Raw genomic sequence first — 16024 nt, 5'->3', positions numbered from 1 at the left:
AAGTATAAAAAATGGAGACACCCGATAAACCGATCACCGTCATGCTGGTCGACGACCACGCGCTGTTCCGCAGCGGCATACGCTCGCTGCTGCAGCGGCATACGGATTTTGCCGTCGTGGGCGAGGCGGCCGATGGCGTGGAAGGCATCAAGCGCGCCATCCAGCTGCAGCCCGACGTGGTGCTGCTGGACCTGAACATGGCCGGCATGTCCGGCGTGGAAGCGCTGCAGCTGATGCAGCACGATTGCCCCGATACGGCCATCGTCATGCTGACCGTGTCCGAAGACGCGGAAGACCTGGCCACGGCCCTGCGCGCGGGCGCCTGCGGCTATCTGATCAAGAACATCGACGCCGATTACCTGGTGCGCGCCATCCGCCGCGCGGCTGCCGGCGAAGTCGTCATCGCCGAAGCGATGACGGGCAAGCTGGTGGCGCAGCTGCAGGCGGGCACGCGGCGCGAGGAACCCGTGTCGGAACTCGACAAGCTCACGCCCCGTGAAAAAGAAATCATCGATTGCCTGTCGCGCGGCGAGAGCAACAAGGGCATCGCGCGCACCCTCGACCTGGCCGAAAGCACGGTCAAGATCCACGTGCAGAACGTGCTGAAAAAACTCAACCTCACCAGCCGCGTGCAGGCGGCCGTGTACGCGGTCGAGCACCGGCAAGGCAAGTAGCCGCGTAGTTGGGGTCAGGCCCGCCGGGCCGGCCCCATGGCCGCTGCCATTCATTCTTCTAGTCCTTTTTGCCGATGGCCGCCATCGTACTTTTAAAGTAGTATATTGAATATATCTTTAAAAGAGAGCCCATTATGGCCATCACCCCGATCAGCGAACCATCTTCTCCTCCCGCCGCCGCCAGCGCCGCGCCCTGGCATGCCGGCCACGCCGTCTGGCAACTGGGTTTCCGCCCGTTCTACCTGCTGGCGGCCGTGTTTGCGGCCATCGGCATTCCCCTGTGGCTGGCCAGTTATGCGGGCTGGCTGACGGGCGGCCTGCAGGTGGGACTGGGCTGGCACATGCATGAAATGGTGTTCGGTTTCGCGCTGGCCGTCGTCGTGGGCTTTTTGTACACGGCAGGACGCAACTGGACGGGCTTGCCGACGCCGCACGGCGCCCAGCTGATGGCGCTGGTGGCGTTGTGGCTGGCGGGACGCGTGGCCATGCTGTGCGGCCCCGGATTCCTGGCGGCGCTGGTCGACTGGCTGTTCCTGCCGCTGGCCGCCTGGCCTTTGTACCTGGTGCTGCGCCGCTCGGGCAATACGCGCAACCTGTTCCTCGTCGGCTTGCTGGCCCTGCTGGCGCTGGCCAATGGCCTGTTCCACGCGGCCGTGCTGGGCTGGCTTCCGCTGTCGCTGTTTGTGCCCGTGCAGGCGGCCATTTTCATCATCGTGCTGATCGAATCGGTGATCGGCGCGCGCGTGATCCCCATGTTTACGCGCAATGGCGCACCGGGCAGCACGCCCGTGGCCAGTCCGAAACGCGCGCTGGCGGCCGTGGCCTGCATGGCGGCCGCCGCGATCGCGTGGCTGGCCGGCGCGCCAGCCTGGCTGACGGCGCCGCTGGCCTTCTGCGCCGCCGGCGTGTCGCTTGCCAACCTGCTGGCCTGGCAGCCGCAGCGTACGGTGCGCGTGCCGCTGCTGTGGATTTTGCACCTGTCGTATGCGTGGATCGGCATCGGCTTTGCGCTGCTGGCGGCCGCCAGCCTGGGCCTGCTGCCCGCCAGCGCCGCCTTGCACGCGCTGACGGTGGGCTCGATGGCGGGCCTGATCATCGGCATGATGACGCGCACCACCCTGGGTCACACGGGTCGCCCGCTCAAGGGCGGGAAGGCGGAAGCGGCGATGTACTGGCTGATCCAGCTGGGCGCGCTGGCGCGCCTGCTGGCCGCCGTCGGTCCCGCCGCGCTGTCCATGCCGCTGCTGCTGGCCGCCGGCGCCTGCTGGTCGCTGGCCTTTGGCCTGTATGCATGCGTGTATGCGCCGTATCTGTGGCGCGCCAGGGTGGATGGCCGCGAAGGCTAGGCTGGCAAGTTTGTCATTGGCACGGTCGCCTGGCCGGGCGGCGTCCGTGCCGTGTATGCGGCGGCGGCCTCGATGGCCTGCGCCAGTGCCTGTTCCAGTGCATCGAGGGCGGCCGACGCATCGTCGCCCGCGTGCAGCAGCTGTTCGGCTTGCTGGGCCGCGTGCACGGTGGCGGGCAGGGCCAGGCTGCCGGCCACGCCGGCCAGCTTGTGCGCGAGCGCGGCGGCGTCGGCGCGGGCATCGGCCGCCAGCAGCGCGCGCATGGCGCCCACCGTGTTGCGGTAGGTGCTGCCGAAGTGGGACAGGTGCTGGCGGTAGGGGGCTTCATCGAGCCACTGCTCCATGCCTTGCGCCAGGTCGATCACGGGCGCCGCGCCGCCTGTCCGCATGGGCACTGCCGCTTCGGCCACGACGGGCGGCAGGGCCGGCAGCCCTTGCGCATGGCGCCGGTGCGCGCGCGCAATCAGGGCGATGGTCTGCGGCACGTCGAACGGTTTGCTGATGAAATGGTTCACCCCCGCTTCCAGCGCCGCCGCGCGCTGCGTCTGGAACGCCCCGGCCGTCAGCGCCACCACGGGCAGGTCCTGGAACTGCGGTAGTTGGCGCAGCGCGCGCGTCGCCTGCAAGCCATCCATGACGGGCATCTGCACATCCATCAGCACGATGTCGACGTCGGCCGGGTGGGCCAGCAGCCAGTCCAGCGCCTGCTGGCCGTCGCAGGCGAACGAGGGCAGGGCGCCCTGGTCGCACAGGATATGGTTGACCACGTCCCGGTTGATGTCGCTGTCGTCGACCACCAGCACGCGCACGCCGGCCAGCACGCGCTCGCCCAGCGCCCCATGAACAACGTCCAGGCCCACGTCCAGGCCGGCCGCTTCGGCACGCCGCTGGCGCGCTTCCATCGTCGCGTTGTACAGGCTGGACGCCGTCACCGGTTCATTGAGGATGGCATCGGCCGGGTTGGCCGGGTCCGTACGGCGGCGCGCGGGCGCTGTCGCCGGCGTGCCGCTGGCCGCCAGGATGACGATGGGGCAGTCCTGCGGCGGCAGGTGCTCGCGCAGGGCGCGCGCCGTGGTTTCGCCGTCCATGTCGGGCATGCGCGCGGCCAGCACGATGACGCCGGGCCGCGCGTCTTCGGCACAGGCCAGTGCATGCTCGAGCGCCGCCTGGCCGCCGGAGACGGCATGCACGCTCCAGCCCAGGCCCTGCGCCACGGCGGCCACGGCGCCGCGCGCGTCGGCCTTGCCATCGGCCAGCAAGACGCGCAAGCCCTGCATGTCGGGCGAGGACGGGACGCTGGCGGCCATCAGCTGCAGCGGCACCGTGAAGCTGAAGGTGCTGCCCTGGCCCGTGACGCTGGTCAGGCGCATGGAGCCACCCATCAGGCGCACCAGCTGGCGGCAGATGGTCAGGCCCAGGCCCGTGCCGCCGAAGCGGCGCGTGGTGGACGTGTCGGCCTGGGCGAAGGCGGAAAAGATCGCCTCCTGCACTTCGGGCGCGATGCCGATGCCCGTGTCGCGCACGCTGAAACACAGCACCGCGGCGTCGCCGTCGCGGCTTTCCAGTGCGCTTGTCAGCTCGACCGTGCCCTGCGTGGTGAACTTGATGGCATTGCTGGTCAGGTTGACCAGCACCTGTTCCAGCCGCAGCGCGTCGCCCATCACCTGGTCGACGCCGTCGGGCAGCGGCCCGATGCGCACCTCGATCGGCTTGTCATGCGCGGCAACGCCCATGCTGGCGGCGATCTTGTCGATCACGTCGGCCAGGCGGAACGGCGCCTGTTCGATGGTCATGTGGCCCGCCTCGATTTTCGACACGTCGAGCACGTCGTTGATGATGCCCAGCAGCGACTGGCCGGCGGCGCGGATCTTGCGCGCCATCTGCAGCGCTTCGCCATCGAGGCCGTCGCGTTCCAGCAGCCAGGCCATGCCGAGGATGGCGTTGAGCGGCGAACGGATTTCATGGCTCATGTTGGCGAGGAATTCCGCCTTGCTGCGGTTGGCCGCTTCGGCCGCGTCGCGCGCCAGCAGCATGGCCTCCTCGGCCTGTTTTTGCGCGCAGATATCCTGGGCAAAGATCAGCGTGGCCGGTCCATCCTTGAGCAGCACGCGCGTGGTGGTCTTGAACATGGGCACGGGCAGGCCCTGCTTGCCCAGGCCGACGGCCTCGAACACCTGTTCACTGGGCGAATCGGCCTCGATCAGCGCTTCGTTGGCGGCCAGCGCCGCCAGCGATGGCGGGGAAATCATGGCGGACCAGGGCAGGCCGTTCAGATTGTCTTCCATCGTGTAGCCGTGCAGATTGCGGTAGCGGGGATTCGAATAGATGAAGCGGCCGTGGCGCAGGATGGCGATGGCCACGGGCGCATCTTCGATCAGGGTGCGAAAGCGCGTTTCGCTATCGGACACGGCTTGCATGGCCTGGCGCTCGCTTTCCTGTTCCGCATGCCAGGCGGCCTGCTGCCGGCGCCGCCGCTGGCTCCAGAACAGCAGGCTGGCCGCGGCCAGCGCCAGCACGGCAAAGGAGAGGACGTAGCCGAGCGCCTGGCGCCGCAGCGGGGCGGCGATGGCCGCTTCTTCGCGGCTCAGGCCGATGATCAGGGCGCGGTCCATGTGCAGGGCCGTGGGGGCGATGGTCGCCATGGCCATGATGCGGGGGGCGATGTGGGCGCCGGCGCCGGCAATCTCGACGCCGCTCAGGACGCCCGCCTGGTAGCCGCTGTCGCGAAAGCGCCGCAGGAAGCTGCCGGGGACGTCCATATTGCCGCCATTGGCAGTCCTGGCCGGATAGTTGAGGAACTGCTGGCCGTCGCCATGCAGCACCACGGCCCACACGTCGGGGGCGTACATGGCGGTGCGGAACTTGGCCGTGAAGTATTCGGGGGCGAAGGTGGCCACCACCACGCCGGCAAAGCGGCCCTGTTTGTCCTGCACCATGCGCGATGCCGTGATGACCAGGTCGCCCTTGAAGGAATGGAAGGGCGCCGAGATGTACAGCATGCGTGCATCGGGGGCGTCGCGCGCCGTCTGGAAGTAGCCGCGGCGCGAAAAATCCTGGTCCGCCAGTTCCGCGATGTTGGTGGCGACCGCCTTGCCTTGCGCATCGATGACGAGCATGGTGCGCACGCCCGGCATGGCGTCGACCAGCGCGGCCAGGCGCCGCGGCAGCGCTTGCCCGGCGTCCGGTGCGGGGCCGGCGGCCAGGTAGTCGCGGATCACGCCGCCGAGCACCAGGTTGGTCGCCGCCAGGTCGACTTCGATGTTTTTTGCCAGCAGCGCCGTCAGCACGCTCAGGCGCTCGCGCTCGGCCTCGTCATGCCGCGTCGCTTCGGCCAGATGTGCGTAGGCGAGGGCGGCAGCGACGATCAGCAGCCCGAGAAGCAGGAACAGCCACTCGATCCATCGTCTGCGCAACGCCGCCGCCTCTGTGTGATAGCTCATGTGGCGATGCTATACCCGATAGGGATGGAGAACAACTTTTGCGCACAACTGGCGCAACTATGCATGTGATAGTGTGGTCAATTTGCCGCCCAGCGGCAGCCGCAGACGGAAGACGGCGCCTTCGCCCGGCGCGGATGCGACACCGAGGCTGCCACCCATCAGCGCGACGAGCTGGCGCGCGATGGCCAGGCCCATGCCGGCGCCATCGTGGGCGCGGCTCGGCGAGTCGTCGGCCTGCGAGAATTTGTCGAAGATCACGCCCTGCTGCGCCTGTGCGATGCCGATGCCCGTATCGCGCACCTCGATCTGCAGGTCCGCGCCGCTGTGCGTGACGTGCACGTCGACCCGCCCGGCGGCCGTGTAGCGGATGGCGTTATCGAGCAGGATGTCGAGCACGCGCACGAAGCGGACGCGGTCGCAATCGATGCTGGGCGGCGTGGCGGGTGCCACTTGCGCGGCCAGCTGCAAGCCCTTGTGCGCCGCGCGCGGCCGGTGCGGCGCCAGCGCCAGTTCCAGCAGCTGGTCCAATGGCGCGGCGGCGGACTCCAGCCGGACCTGGTCGTGCTCGAGCGCGCTCAATTCCATCGCCGCCTCGACCATGGACAGCAACTGGCGGCCGCTGTCCTGTATCGTTTGCGCGTAGGCGGCCTGTTCCGGCTCGCGCAGCTGCTCTTGCAGCAGCTCGGAGAAACCGAGGATGCCGTTGAGGGGCGTGCGCAATTCATGCGACATGTTCGACAGGAAGCGCGACTTGGCTTCGCTGGCGGCGATGGCCCTGGCGCGGCTGTCGACCAGGCGGCCGATCAGCAGCACCAGCGCGGCCCACGACAGCACGATCAGCGCGCTCGTGATGGCCGCCATCAGCAAGGCCTGGTTGCGGCGCGAGACGTAGTCGGCCAATACCGTGTCGCGGTCCAGTCCGACCAGCATGTACAGCGGGTAGCCGGCCAGTTTTTCAAAGGCGTAAAAGCGCACGATGCCGTCGACGGGGCTGCGTTCGGTGAAGCTGCCCCGCGTTTTACCTTGCATCAAGGAAAATACCTTGCTGCCGCCGATATCCTGGCCGATGGTGTCGGCGGCGCCGACCCGGCGCGCGCGCACCACGCCGTCGCTGCCGACAAGCTCGGTGGAGCTGTTGTCGCCGAGGTCGACTTCGTCGTACAGGCGCGTAAAGTAATACGGGTCCATCGAGACCACCACCACGCCCTTGAAGCGCCCATCGGCATGGTTGATGCGGCGCGTCATCTGGATTGACCATTTTTGCGACACGCGGCCCAGCACCGGCTTGCTGATATACAGTTCGCCGCTATCGCGCTGCATGTGTACGCGGATGTGTTCGCGGTCGGCCAGCCTGGTCGGCTGGAAGGGGCGGCTTGACAGCACCATGTCGCCCTGTTCGTCGACGATGGTAAACAGGTTGTACAGGGGGCCGGGCCTGAGGCCTTGCCGCAGGTCCGTTACGATGTCGAGGCCGTTGCCCAGCGCCTGGTAGCGGCTGCGCAAATACGTGGCCGCCTGGTCCGCCGCCTCGATCGTGCGGATCGCGTGCTCGTCGAAGACGCGCGCCATGCTGCGCGCATCGCGCCCGGCGCCGGCGATGGCACTGTCGCAGGCGTGCCGCAGTTGCAGCACGGTGATGCTCCACAGCCCCGCCAGCAGCATGGCCATGAAGAGTGACAGCAGTATGCGCGCATCCCAGCGTTCCCAACGCTGCCAGGCCATGGCCTTCCCGTATCTGTGCTGTTGCATGCTGCCTCCGCGAGGGTTTTCATTCTGTGCGTGATTTATCAATTATAGTGAATATAATTGAATTTATCGAATAAAATGATTTTTATGCGGGAAGTGTTGTATTGAGCGCTGGCCCTGGCGGCTAGCGCGTCGCCGCCTGGCGCGTCAGCCAGCGCTCGACCATGTCGCGCAACTGGGCGGCCGTAAACGGCTTGGACAGGTAGTCGTCCATGCCGGCCGCCACGCAGCGCTGCCGGTCGTCCTCGGTGACACCGGCCGTGAGGGCGATGACGGGCAGGCGCGCCGCGCCGCTGGCCGCTTCGCGGGCGCGCAGGGCCTCGCACGCCTGGTAGCCGTCCATGACGGGCATCATGCAATCCATCAGCACCAGGTCGTACTGCCGTTCGGCCAGCGCCTGCAGGCCCAGCGCGCCGTTCTCCGCCGTGTCGATGCTGTAGCCGCGTGATCCCAGCTGCAGGCACACGAGCTGGCGGTTCAGCGCCGTGTCCTCGACCAGCAGGATGCGCGCGCCCGCTTCCGGGGCGGATTCCGGCGCTGGTGCAGGCGCGGGCGCGGGTGTGGATTCGGATGGCGCTGCTGTCTCCGGCTCCGGCGATGTGGCGGCCGGCGTCTGAGGCGCCAGCGCCACGGGCAGAGCCGCCTCGTGTTCCTGGCGCCGCAGCAGGGACATGATCAGCGCGATGGCCCCGGCCAGCACGAGCAGGCTGACGACGGCCGCACCGCCCATGGTGCGCAGCATGCGCCGCCAGCCCGCCAGGTAGACCTCGTCCGTCACGGTGACGTTGACGGCCAGCGGATAGTCGCGCACCAGCCGTACGCCGGCCAGGCGCTTGACCGGGCGGCCCTGCTCGGCCGCGCGCGGCGTGTCCACCTGCAGCACGCCATCGGTCTTGCCCTGTTCCAGCAGGCGGTAGGTGCTGCCCGTCAGGTTGCGCTTGCCCATCATGGCGGGCACGGCCGGCCAGCGGGCCAGCAGCGTGTAGTCGCTGCGGTACAGGGAAAAGGCCGTGTGTTCGCCGATGCTGGTGCTCTGAAAGAATTTGCTGAAGAAATCGCACGACAGGCCGACCAGCACCACGCCTAGGAAACGGCCGTCCGGCCCGCTGATGCGCCGGCTGATATAGAAGGTCCAGGCGCCATTGCCCTTGTTTTGCACGGGCGCGCTCACATGCATGCCGCCGTGCGGGTGGCGCCGGTGATACTCGAAGTAGTCGCGCTCGCCGAGGCGGATGGGTGGCGCGGGAAACGCGCGGCTGAAGGCCAGCACGCCGGCATCGCTGCCTACGATGGATACCACGTCCACTTGCGGCACGCCGCCGATCTTGTGCCGCAGCATCTGGTACATGGCCGGGGTGCCGACGGCGGCGGCCAGCGCCTGCGCGTCCACGGGGGCTGCGGCTTCGATCTCGCTGCTGACGCTGTCGAGCACCAGGCTGGCCGCCGTCATGCTCTGCGCCGTGTTTTCCGCCAGCAGCAGCGACAGGTTGGACAGGTCCTGTTTCCAGTCGTCGACGGCTTCGCGGTGCAGCACCACGCCGGAGACGACGATGCGCAGCGCCAGCAGGCCCACCAGTACCAGGCCCACGATGGCCGCCGTGGTGCGCGGCCGATAGTGGTGCACCAGGCGCAGGACGGCCTGGCGCGCGTTCATGCCTGCGCGCCCGTGTATTCGCGCATGCTGCGGCGTACTTCCTGCTCCACTGCGCCGATCAGCACCGCCGTTTCGGCCAGCCATTCCGGTGCCGCCACGCCCTGATGGCGCACCAGCTGCTCGAGTGCCGCCAGGCGCGCCACGAGGGCGCTGGCGCCCAGCAGGGCCACGGTGCCGCGCAAGGTATGGCAGCTATGCACGATGGCTTGCGCCGCACCGCCGCGCACGGCCTGCTCGACGCGCGCAAACATGGCCGGCGACGTGTCGAGGTAGGTCTGCGATAGGGCGCGGAACATCTCGAGGTCGTGGCCGGTGGCGTGGAACAGCACGGCAGGATCGATGTGGCGATAGGCTGGCATGGCGGCTCCGTGGCGAAGGGAAAGCGGCGGCGGGTCAGGCGGCCAGGCTGTTGCGCCGCGCGTGGCCGGCGCAGCAGGCGCGCAGATAGCCGCGCAGCTCGTCGTAATTGACGGGTTTGGCAAAGAACACGACGCCTGGCGGCACGCCGCCCCGTTCCTGCAGCTCTTCCTGCGTCAGGCTCGACAGCATGGCGATGTGCATGTCCGCCAGCAGCGGGTCGGCCAGGATGGTGCGGATCACTTCGTAGCCGTCGATGCCTTCCATGACGATGTCGGCCAGCAGGATGTCGGGCTGGTCGCGGGCGATTTCCATCAGCGCCTGATAGCCGTTCTCGCAAAAGCGCAAGTCCGCCTGCAAGCCCCATGAACCGATCTGCTTTTCATACAGCGCGCGCTCGATCGGATTGTCTTCGATCACCAGGATGGACGGCGGGCGGCCCGATGGGGCGGGGCGGCTGGCCCGCGCCGCGCGCTGGTCCTGTCCCGGCTGGCCGGGATTGCCCTTGTAGGCTTCGACGGCCGCGAGGGGAATGCGCCGGTGGCCGCCCTTGGTCTTCCACGCTTCGATCACGCCGGCCTCGACCAGTTGCTGCACTGAGGTGACCGAGATGCCGAGGATTTCGGCGGCCTTTTGGGTGGTGCAGACGTCTGCAGTGTGCATGATGGGCTTTATGGTCGCGATGAAGTTGATGGGAATGATACGCAATCGGGCTCAAAAAATCAATTTCAACGAATTAGATGAATTCACTGAAAACCTGGCGTGCGGCTGGCCGGACTCGCGTGCGCGTACGGCAGGGGGCGGGATGGGTGTGCGGTTCCAGGATATCGCGCCATTCGCTCCACTCCGCATTGCTGTGGCGTAGCAGGGTTTCCATGTGGCCTGCGTCCAGGCCCAGTACCCGCGCCGTGGCCAGGGCGGGCTCGCGCGGCCCCGCGCCGTTGCGCAGTATCAGGTCGGCGAAGCTGCTGGCCAGCTTCAGCAGCCAGGCCAGGTCCGTCATGCGCCCGGCCCGTCCGAAGCCGGGCGGCGCGGCATGGCAGAGCACGGCGTCGCACAGGATGTCCGCCATGCCCCAGCCCCGCATGAGGATGGCCGACAGGGCCAGCTGGTGGTGGCCGAAGCGCTGCGATTCTTCGCCCAGCAGCCGGGCCGTGACGCCATTGCCGTACTGGCCCAGCAGTTCTCCATATTCCTGCGGATGCCCGGTGGCCAAGGCCAGCTGGCCGCAGTTGGCCAGCAAGCCGCAACTGTACAGCTCATCGGCCGGCGCAAGCTGCAGCGCGTCGCCGGCCACACGGGCGGCGCACGCCATGGCCAGCGAGTGCGACCAGTAGCGCTGCGCGTCGAAGTGCGCGCACGTGGGCGCTGGCGGGGCCGGAGTGGCGCACGCCTGGCGCAGGGCGGGCAGGCCGATGGCCGCCAGCATCGCGGCGCTGACGGCCGCATGCCTGCGCCCGCCCGGCGGCACGCCCGCATTCGCCAGGCCGATGAGCTTGCCGGTCATGGCCGGATCGCAGCCCAGCTGTTCCGCCAATTCATCGAGCGCCACCTGCTGCTGGCACAAGGTGGCCAGCCAGTGGCGCCGCCAGGCGGGCGAAGGCAGGATGGCGCCGCCGGGCAGGAACGCCAGGTCGATGTGCGCGCTCATGGCCGGCTTCCTACGCCGTTGCAGTCATCGGCCTGCGCCGTGCCCGCCGTCTGCAGGGCCGTGACGGCTTGCGACAGCGCATCGAGCGCCATCAGCAGTTCCGCATGCAGGCGGTGCAGGGCGCCGATATCGTTGGAAAAGCCCGCATGCACGGCCTGGCGCGACAGGGCCTGCAATGGGAGCAGGCCCATGGACTGGCTGCCGTCGAGAATTTCCTGTGCCAGCACTCTTGCCGGGGCAGCCCGCTCGCAGCGCAGCGCATGGGCGATGCCGGCGAGGCGGTCGCGTGTCTCGGCCACGAACAGGGCCAGAATCTCGCCCTGCAGGCGCCGGTCGTGGCCGAACATGGCGTCCAGGCGGGCCGCGTCGAATGGCGGCGTGTCCGGTGCCTTGGGCGCTGTCGATGGTGGTGCGCTGTCAGCCGCCTTGGCCGGCGGGACCGCTTTGCGCATTTGCAGCAGCGCATGCAGATCGGCCGGCGCCGCGCCGGCGGCCTGCGTGCGGTCGGCCTGCTGCCAGCGGGTGCGGCGCCAGAGCAGGGCGGCCAGCAGCAACAGCAGGCCTGCCAGCGCCAGCGCCGGGCGCATCAGGGAGAGATCTTCGCAGCGAAGAAAGGGGTGAATGGCAAGGAAGGTGTTCATGGCAGTGCTCCAGTGCGTTCTATGCGAGTGATCCTGCGTGATGGCGGACCTAAAATACGTCCCAGTCGCCCGAATCGGCGGCGGCCGGCGCCGCTTTTCTGGCTTGTCCTGCGGGGCGCGTGGCGACCAGCTTGAGCGTCGCCTTGTGCTGTGCGGGCCGCGGGGCGGCAGGCGCGCGCGGCGCCGCACCGGCCTGTCCCTGTGCCAGCTTGAAGGCGCCCACCACGCTGGCCAGCCTGGCTGCCTGCTCCTGCAGCGATTGCGATGCCGCCGCCGCTTCTTCGACCAGGGCCGCATTCTGCTGCGTGACTTCATCCATCTGCGTGATGGCGCGGTTGATTTCCTCGATGCCCGTGCTTTGCTCCACGCTGGCGGCCGAGATTTCGCTGACGATGTCGGTAACGCCGCGTACCGTGTCGACCACTTCCGTCATGGCCGCGCCGGCCTGCTGGACCAGCTTGCCGCCTTGTTCCACCTGTTCCACGGAGTCGCTGATGAGTACCTTGATTTCCTTGGCGGCCGCCGCCGAACGGTGCGCCAGGTTGCGCACCTCGGTGGCCACGACGGCAAAGCCGCGTCCCTGTTCCCCGGCGCGCGCCGCTTCCACGGCCGCATTCAGGGCCAGGATATTGGTCTGGAAGGCGATGCCGTCGATGACGCCGATGATGTCGGCGATCTTGTTCGACGAGTTGTCGATCGCCTCCATCGTGCGTATCACGTCGCCCATCACTTGCCCGCCCCGCTGCGCCTTGTCCGAGGCGCCGATGGCCATTTGCTGGGCCTGGCGGGCATTGTCCGCGTTTTGCCGCACGGTTGCCGTCAGTTCTTCCATGGCCGAGGCGGTTTCTTCCAGCGAGCCCGCTTGCTGTTCCGTACGCGCCGACAGGTCCAGGTTGCCGGATGCGATTTCGCCCGAGGCCGTGCCGATGCTGTCCGTGCCGGAGCGCACTTCGGCCACGATGCGCACCAGGCTCGCGCTCATGTCCGCCATGGCCTGCATCAGCTGGCCCACCTCGTCGTTCGAGGTGGCGCGGACCTGCACGCTGAGGTCGCCGTCCGCGATGGTGCGGGCCACGCCGATGGCGCCGGCCAGCGAGGCGGCGATGCGCCGCGCCAGCAGCAGGCCCATGCTGGCCACCAGGGCCGTCACGGCCAAGGCCAGGCCGATGGCAATCCAGCGCGCGCTGGCAGCAGCGGCGGCGCCATCGGCCGCACCTTTGGCCGCCAGGTTTGCGTTGTAGCGGTGGTGGGCGGCGAGGGCGTCGACCAGTTCCTTGATGATGGGCTGGTTTTGCACCAGCAAGTCGCGCGCCGCGTCCAGTTCACCGGCCTTCGATAGCGCCAGCACCTTGTCGCGCACTTCATCGTAGCGCAGCAGCACGGTGCGGTCGGCGGCCAGCAGCGCGCGGTCCTGTTCATCGGTGATATCTTCTTTTTCATACTGGTCGAGCGCCTTGCCGACCGCCGCGCGCGCTTCCCTGATGCCCGCTTCCAGCTTGGCGCGTCCGGCCGCATCCTTGCTGGCCATGTGCTGCCAGACGGCCGTGCGCATCTGCGCGAACGGCACGAAAGCCTCGTTCAAGGTGAGCAGACTGGGTACCGTGTTGACAGTGGCATAGCTGGCCGCCGTGTACACGCGGTCCATCTGGTAGATGCCAAAGCCCGCGAGGGCGGCCAGCCCGAGGACGACGGAGAGGATCAAGGCGTACAGCCGTTTAGCGATGGTCATGATGGGCGCCGCTCCAATGAAGTGAAATTCAAGAAAAATGTTCGGTTTGGGTGTTTTTTCCATTTTACGATAAAAATTCGTTTTATTCGAGAAATTTGTTGTCGAATTAATTTATTCAATGATTTTCATTGAAAACATATGCTTATAGCGAGCTGGACGCTCAAGCCGTGTATAAAAAGCCACACGGCGTGTACCTGGCCTTCTGGCGTGTGGCACGCTTTGCCGATTAGTGAAAAAATGAATTCCTTGATTGCCATCAAATACGGTGCGCAGGCGCGTGCCGCCGACTGACTCTTGTAAAGGAGCATCATGACTGCCTCTGCCCGGCCTGGACCCTTGCTTGTCATCACCGCAGTCATCTTCATCTTGCTGGGCCTGGCACTTGCCGGCGGCGGCGCCTGGCTCGTCAGCCTGGGCGGTTCGTGGTATTACGTCGTGGCCGGTATCGGCATGCTCGTCGCGGGCGCGCTCGTGTGGAAGGGGCGGCGCAGCGCCCAGCTGTTTCTCGCGCTGCTGCTGTTCGCCACCCTGATCTGGTCCGTGATCGAAGTGAAGTTCGACTGGTGGCAATTGCTGCCGCGCCTAGATATCTGGTTCGCCGCCGCCGTCTGGCTGCTGCTGCCCTTCGTCGACCGCCGCCTCGATCCGCCATTGACGGCTGGAGCGAAACCGCGCGATGCGGGCAAGAGCGCGCTGGCCGCCGCCGTGGTACTGACGGCCGCCGTGGGCGTGTTCTCGCTGTTCCAGGACTACTACACCTTGCATGGCGAAGTGCCGGCCGAGAACATGGCGGCCGCACCGCAAGGCGATTTCGCGCCCGGCGTGGCGCCCAACGACTGGGCCGCGTATGGCCGTTCCGGCTATGGCGACCGCTATGCGCCGGCCGCGCAGATCACGCCGGCCAACGCGTCGCAGCTGAAACAGGCATGGGTGTACAACACGGGCGACTTCAAGGGCCCGAACGATCCGGGCGAGATCGCCAACGAAGTCACGCCGCTGAAAGTAAACGGCATGCTGTACCTGTGCACGCCGCATAACATCGTCATCGCGCTCGATCCGGACACGGGCAAGGAGATCTGGCGCCACGATCCGAAGATCAACCGCGACGCATCGACCTACCAGCACATGATCTGCCGCGGCGTGGCCTACTGGGACGTCAACGCGGGCCGCGCCAAGGGCGACCCGGCACCGGAGGCGGCCGGCATGGAATGCCCGCGCCGCATCCTCGCGCCCACCATGGATGCCACCCTGATCGCCGTCAACGCGGACACGGGGGTAGCCTGCAAAAGCTTTGGCGAAAATGGCGTGATCGGCCTGTACCACGGCATGGGCATGAAGAAACGGGGCTTCCTGATGCCGACGTCGCCGCCGGCCGTGGCGCAAAACGTGGTGGTGATGGCCGCCAGCGTCACCGACAACTTTTCCACGGAAGAGCCGTCCGGCGTGATCCGCGGCTACGATCCCGTCACGGGCAAGCTGATGTGGAACTGGGATGCCTCGAACCCCGACGACACGGCGCCGATTGCCGATGGCAAGACCTACACGAACAATTCGCCCAATTCCTGGGGCGTGTCCAGCGTCGATGAAAAGCTGGGCATGGTGTACATCCCGATGGGCAATGAAACGCCGGACACGTGGGGCGGCAACCGCAATCCCCATGGCGAGAAATACAATAGCGCCATCGTCGCGCTGGACTTGGCGACGGGCAAGGTGCGCTGGGTCTACCAGACCGTGCACCACGATATCTGGGACATGGATATCGGCGGCCAGCCCACCCTGGTCGACATCGACACGCCGAAAGGCAAGGTTCCCTCCGTCGTGGCCACGACGAAACGGGGCGACATCTATGTGATCGACCGGCGCGATGGCAGCCTGGTCGTGCCGGCGCCGGAGAAACCCGTGCCGACGAACAACCCGGCTCCCGGCGACCGCCTGTCGCCCACGCAGCCGTTTTCGGCCCTCACTTTCTTGCCCGAGAAAAACATCAGCGAAACGGATATGTGGGGCACGACGCCATTCGACCAGCTGGCGTGCCGCATCATCTTCCGCCAGCACCGCTACGAAGGGCCGTTCACGCCGCAAACGGTGGCCGAAGGCAAGATCAAGGGCGCCATCATCTCGCCGGGCCCGCTCGGTATCTTCGAGTGGGGCGGGGCGGCCGTCGACCCGGGCCGGCAATTGCTGCTGGTCAATCCCGACTACATGGGCTTTCTGGAACGCCTGGTGCCGCGCGCGCAAGCCAATGCGAAGGGCGGCACGGGCTCGGAAATGGGCTTGCAGCCGCAGACGGGCGTGCCGTTTGCCGTCGAAATCAAGCCTTTTCTTTCGCCGCTGGGCTTCCCATGCCAGGCGCCGCCGTGGGGCTATATCGCCGCCGTCGACTTGCGCACCATGAAAAAAGTGTGGATGCACAAGAACGGCACCACGCGCGACAGCGCCCCCGTGCCCATCGCCTTGCCGCTGGGCGTGCCCAGCCTGGGCGGCATTAGCACCACGGGCGGCGGCGTGGCCTTCCTCAGCAGCACGCTCGACTACTACATCCGCGGCTACGACGTGCGCAATGGCAAGACCGTATGGAAAGCCCGCCTGCCGGCCGGCGGCCAGGCCACGCCGATGAGCTATGTCTCCGACAAGACGGGCAAGCAATATGTCGTCGTCATGGCCGGCGGCCATGGTTCGCTCGGCACGAAGATGGGCGATAGCCTGGTGGCGTTTGCGTTGCCGGATGAGGCGGTGAAGGAGGCGGGGAAAGCGAAGTAAGCGATGTGCATCCGCGGCATGGGCTG

Annotated in this window: 11 protein-coding genes; 3 read left to right on the top strand and 8 right to left on the bottom strand. The window is 67.4% G+C overall.

Features of this window, described 5'->3' with window-relative positions; genetic code table 11:
• Window positions 1-11: 11 nt before the first annotated feature.
• Window positions 12-674, top strand: a complete 663-nt coding sequence (locus V3C40_RS05495; protein ID WP_034751227.1) for a response regulator — start codon at window positions 12-14, stop codon at window positions 672-674.
• Between the two features lie 134 nt (window positions 675-808).
• On the top strand, window positions 809-2020 hold the full coding sequence (locus V3C40_RS05490; RefSeq protein ID WP_331776794.1) for an NnrS family protein: 1212 nt from the start codon (window positions 809-811) through the stop codon (window positions 2018-2020).
• On the opposite strand, the gene V3C40_RS05485 is transcribed toward V3C40_RS05490, so the two are convergent.
• The 8 genes from V3C40_RS05485 to V3C40_RS05450 all read right to left on the bottom strand — a co-directional run bounded on the left by V3C40_RS05485 (window position 2017) and on the right by V3C40_RS05450 (window position 13238).
• Window positions 2017-5460, bottom strand: a complete 3444-nt coding sequence (locus V3C40_RS05485; protein WP_331776793.1) for a response regulator — start codon at window positions 5458-5460, stop codon at window positions 2017-2019. The genes V3C40_RS05490 and V3C40_RS05485 overlap by 4 nt on opposite strands.
• A gap of 57 nt (window positions 5461-5517) precedes the next feature.
• The gene (locus V3C40_RS05480) at window positions 5518-7209 is read right to left on the bottom strand and encodes a sensor histidine kinase (RefSeq protein ID WP_331776792.1); all 1692 of its coding nucleotides are present in this window, start codon (window positions 7207-7209) and stop codon (window positions 5518-5520) included.
• 121 nt (window positions 7210-7330) lie between these two features.
• Window positions 7331-8860, bottom strand: coding sequence for a response regulator (locus V3C40_RS05475; protein WP_331776791.1), 1530 nt, complete (start codon window positions 8858-8860; stop codon window positions 7331-7333).
• The gene (locus V3C40_RS05470) at window positions 8857-9219 is read right to left on the bottom strand and encodes an Hpt domain-containing protein (RefSeq protein WP_331776790.1); all 363 of its coding nucleotides are present in this window, start codon (window positions 9217-9219) and stop codon (window positions 8857-8859) included. The genes V3C40_RS05475 and V3C40_RS05470 overlap by 4 nt, the downstream gene beginning before the upstream one ends.
• Before the next feature lie 34 nt (window positions 9220-9253).
• Complete coding sequence (locus V3C40_RS05465; RefSeq protein WP_070306043.1) at window positions 9254-9880, bottom strand: response regulator; 627 nt, start codon at window positions 9878-9880, stop codon at window positions 9254-9256.
• A gap of 73 nt (window positions 9881-9953) precedes the next feature.
• On the bottom strand, window positions 9954-10868 hold the full coding sequence (locus tag V3C40_RS05460) for an HDOD domain-containing protein (protein WP_331776789.1): 915 nt from the start codon (window positions 10866-10868) through the stop codon (window positions 9954-9956).
• Window positions 10865-11509: a hypothetical protein gene (locus V3C40_RS05455; protein ID WP_139248285.1), complete on the bottom strand. Its 645-nt coding sequence runs from the start codon at window positions 11507-11509 to the stop codon at window positions 10865-10867. Before V3C40_RS05455 ends, V3C40_RS05460 begins: the two co-directional genes overlap by 4 nt.
• A gap of 49 nt (window positions 11510-11558) precedes the next feature.
• The gene (locus V3C40_RS05450; RefSeq protein ID WP_331776788.1) at window positions 11559-13238 is read right to left on the bottom strand and encodes a methyl-accepting chemotaxis protein; all 1680 of its coding nucleotides are present in this window, start codon (window positions 13236-13238) and stop codon (window positions 11559-11561) included.
• A gap of 309 nt (window positions 13239-13547) precedes the next feature.
• Here V3C40_RS05450 and V3C40_RS05445 point away from each other — a divergent pair, with 309 nt between their 5' ends.
• Window positions 13548-15998 (top strand): membrane-bound PQQ-dependent dehydrogenase, glucose/quinate/shikimate family, encoded by a 2451-nt coding sequence (locus V3C40_RS05445; RefSeq protein WP_331776787.1) that lies wholly within the window; start codon window positions 13548-13550, stop codon window positions 15996-15998.
• Window positions 15999-16024 lie beyond the last annotated feature (26 nt).

The sequence above is a fragment of the Janthinobacterium sp. LS2A genome, from assembly GCF_036543145.1.
GTDB classification, from domain to species: domain Bacteria; phylum Pseudomonadota; class Gammaproteobacteria; order Burkholderiales; family Burkholderiaceae_D; genus Janthinobacterium; species Janthinobacterium aestuarii.
The sequence above is the reverse complement of the archived record's forward strand: the minus strand, read 5'-3'. Positions and strand labels throughout refer to the sequence as shown.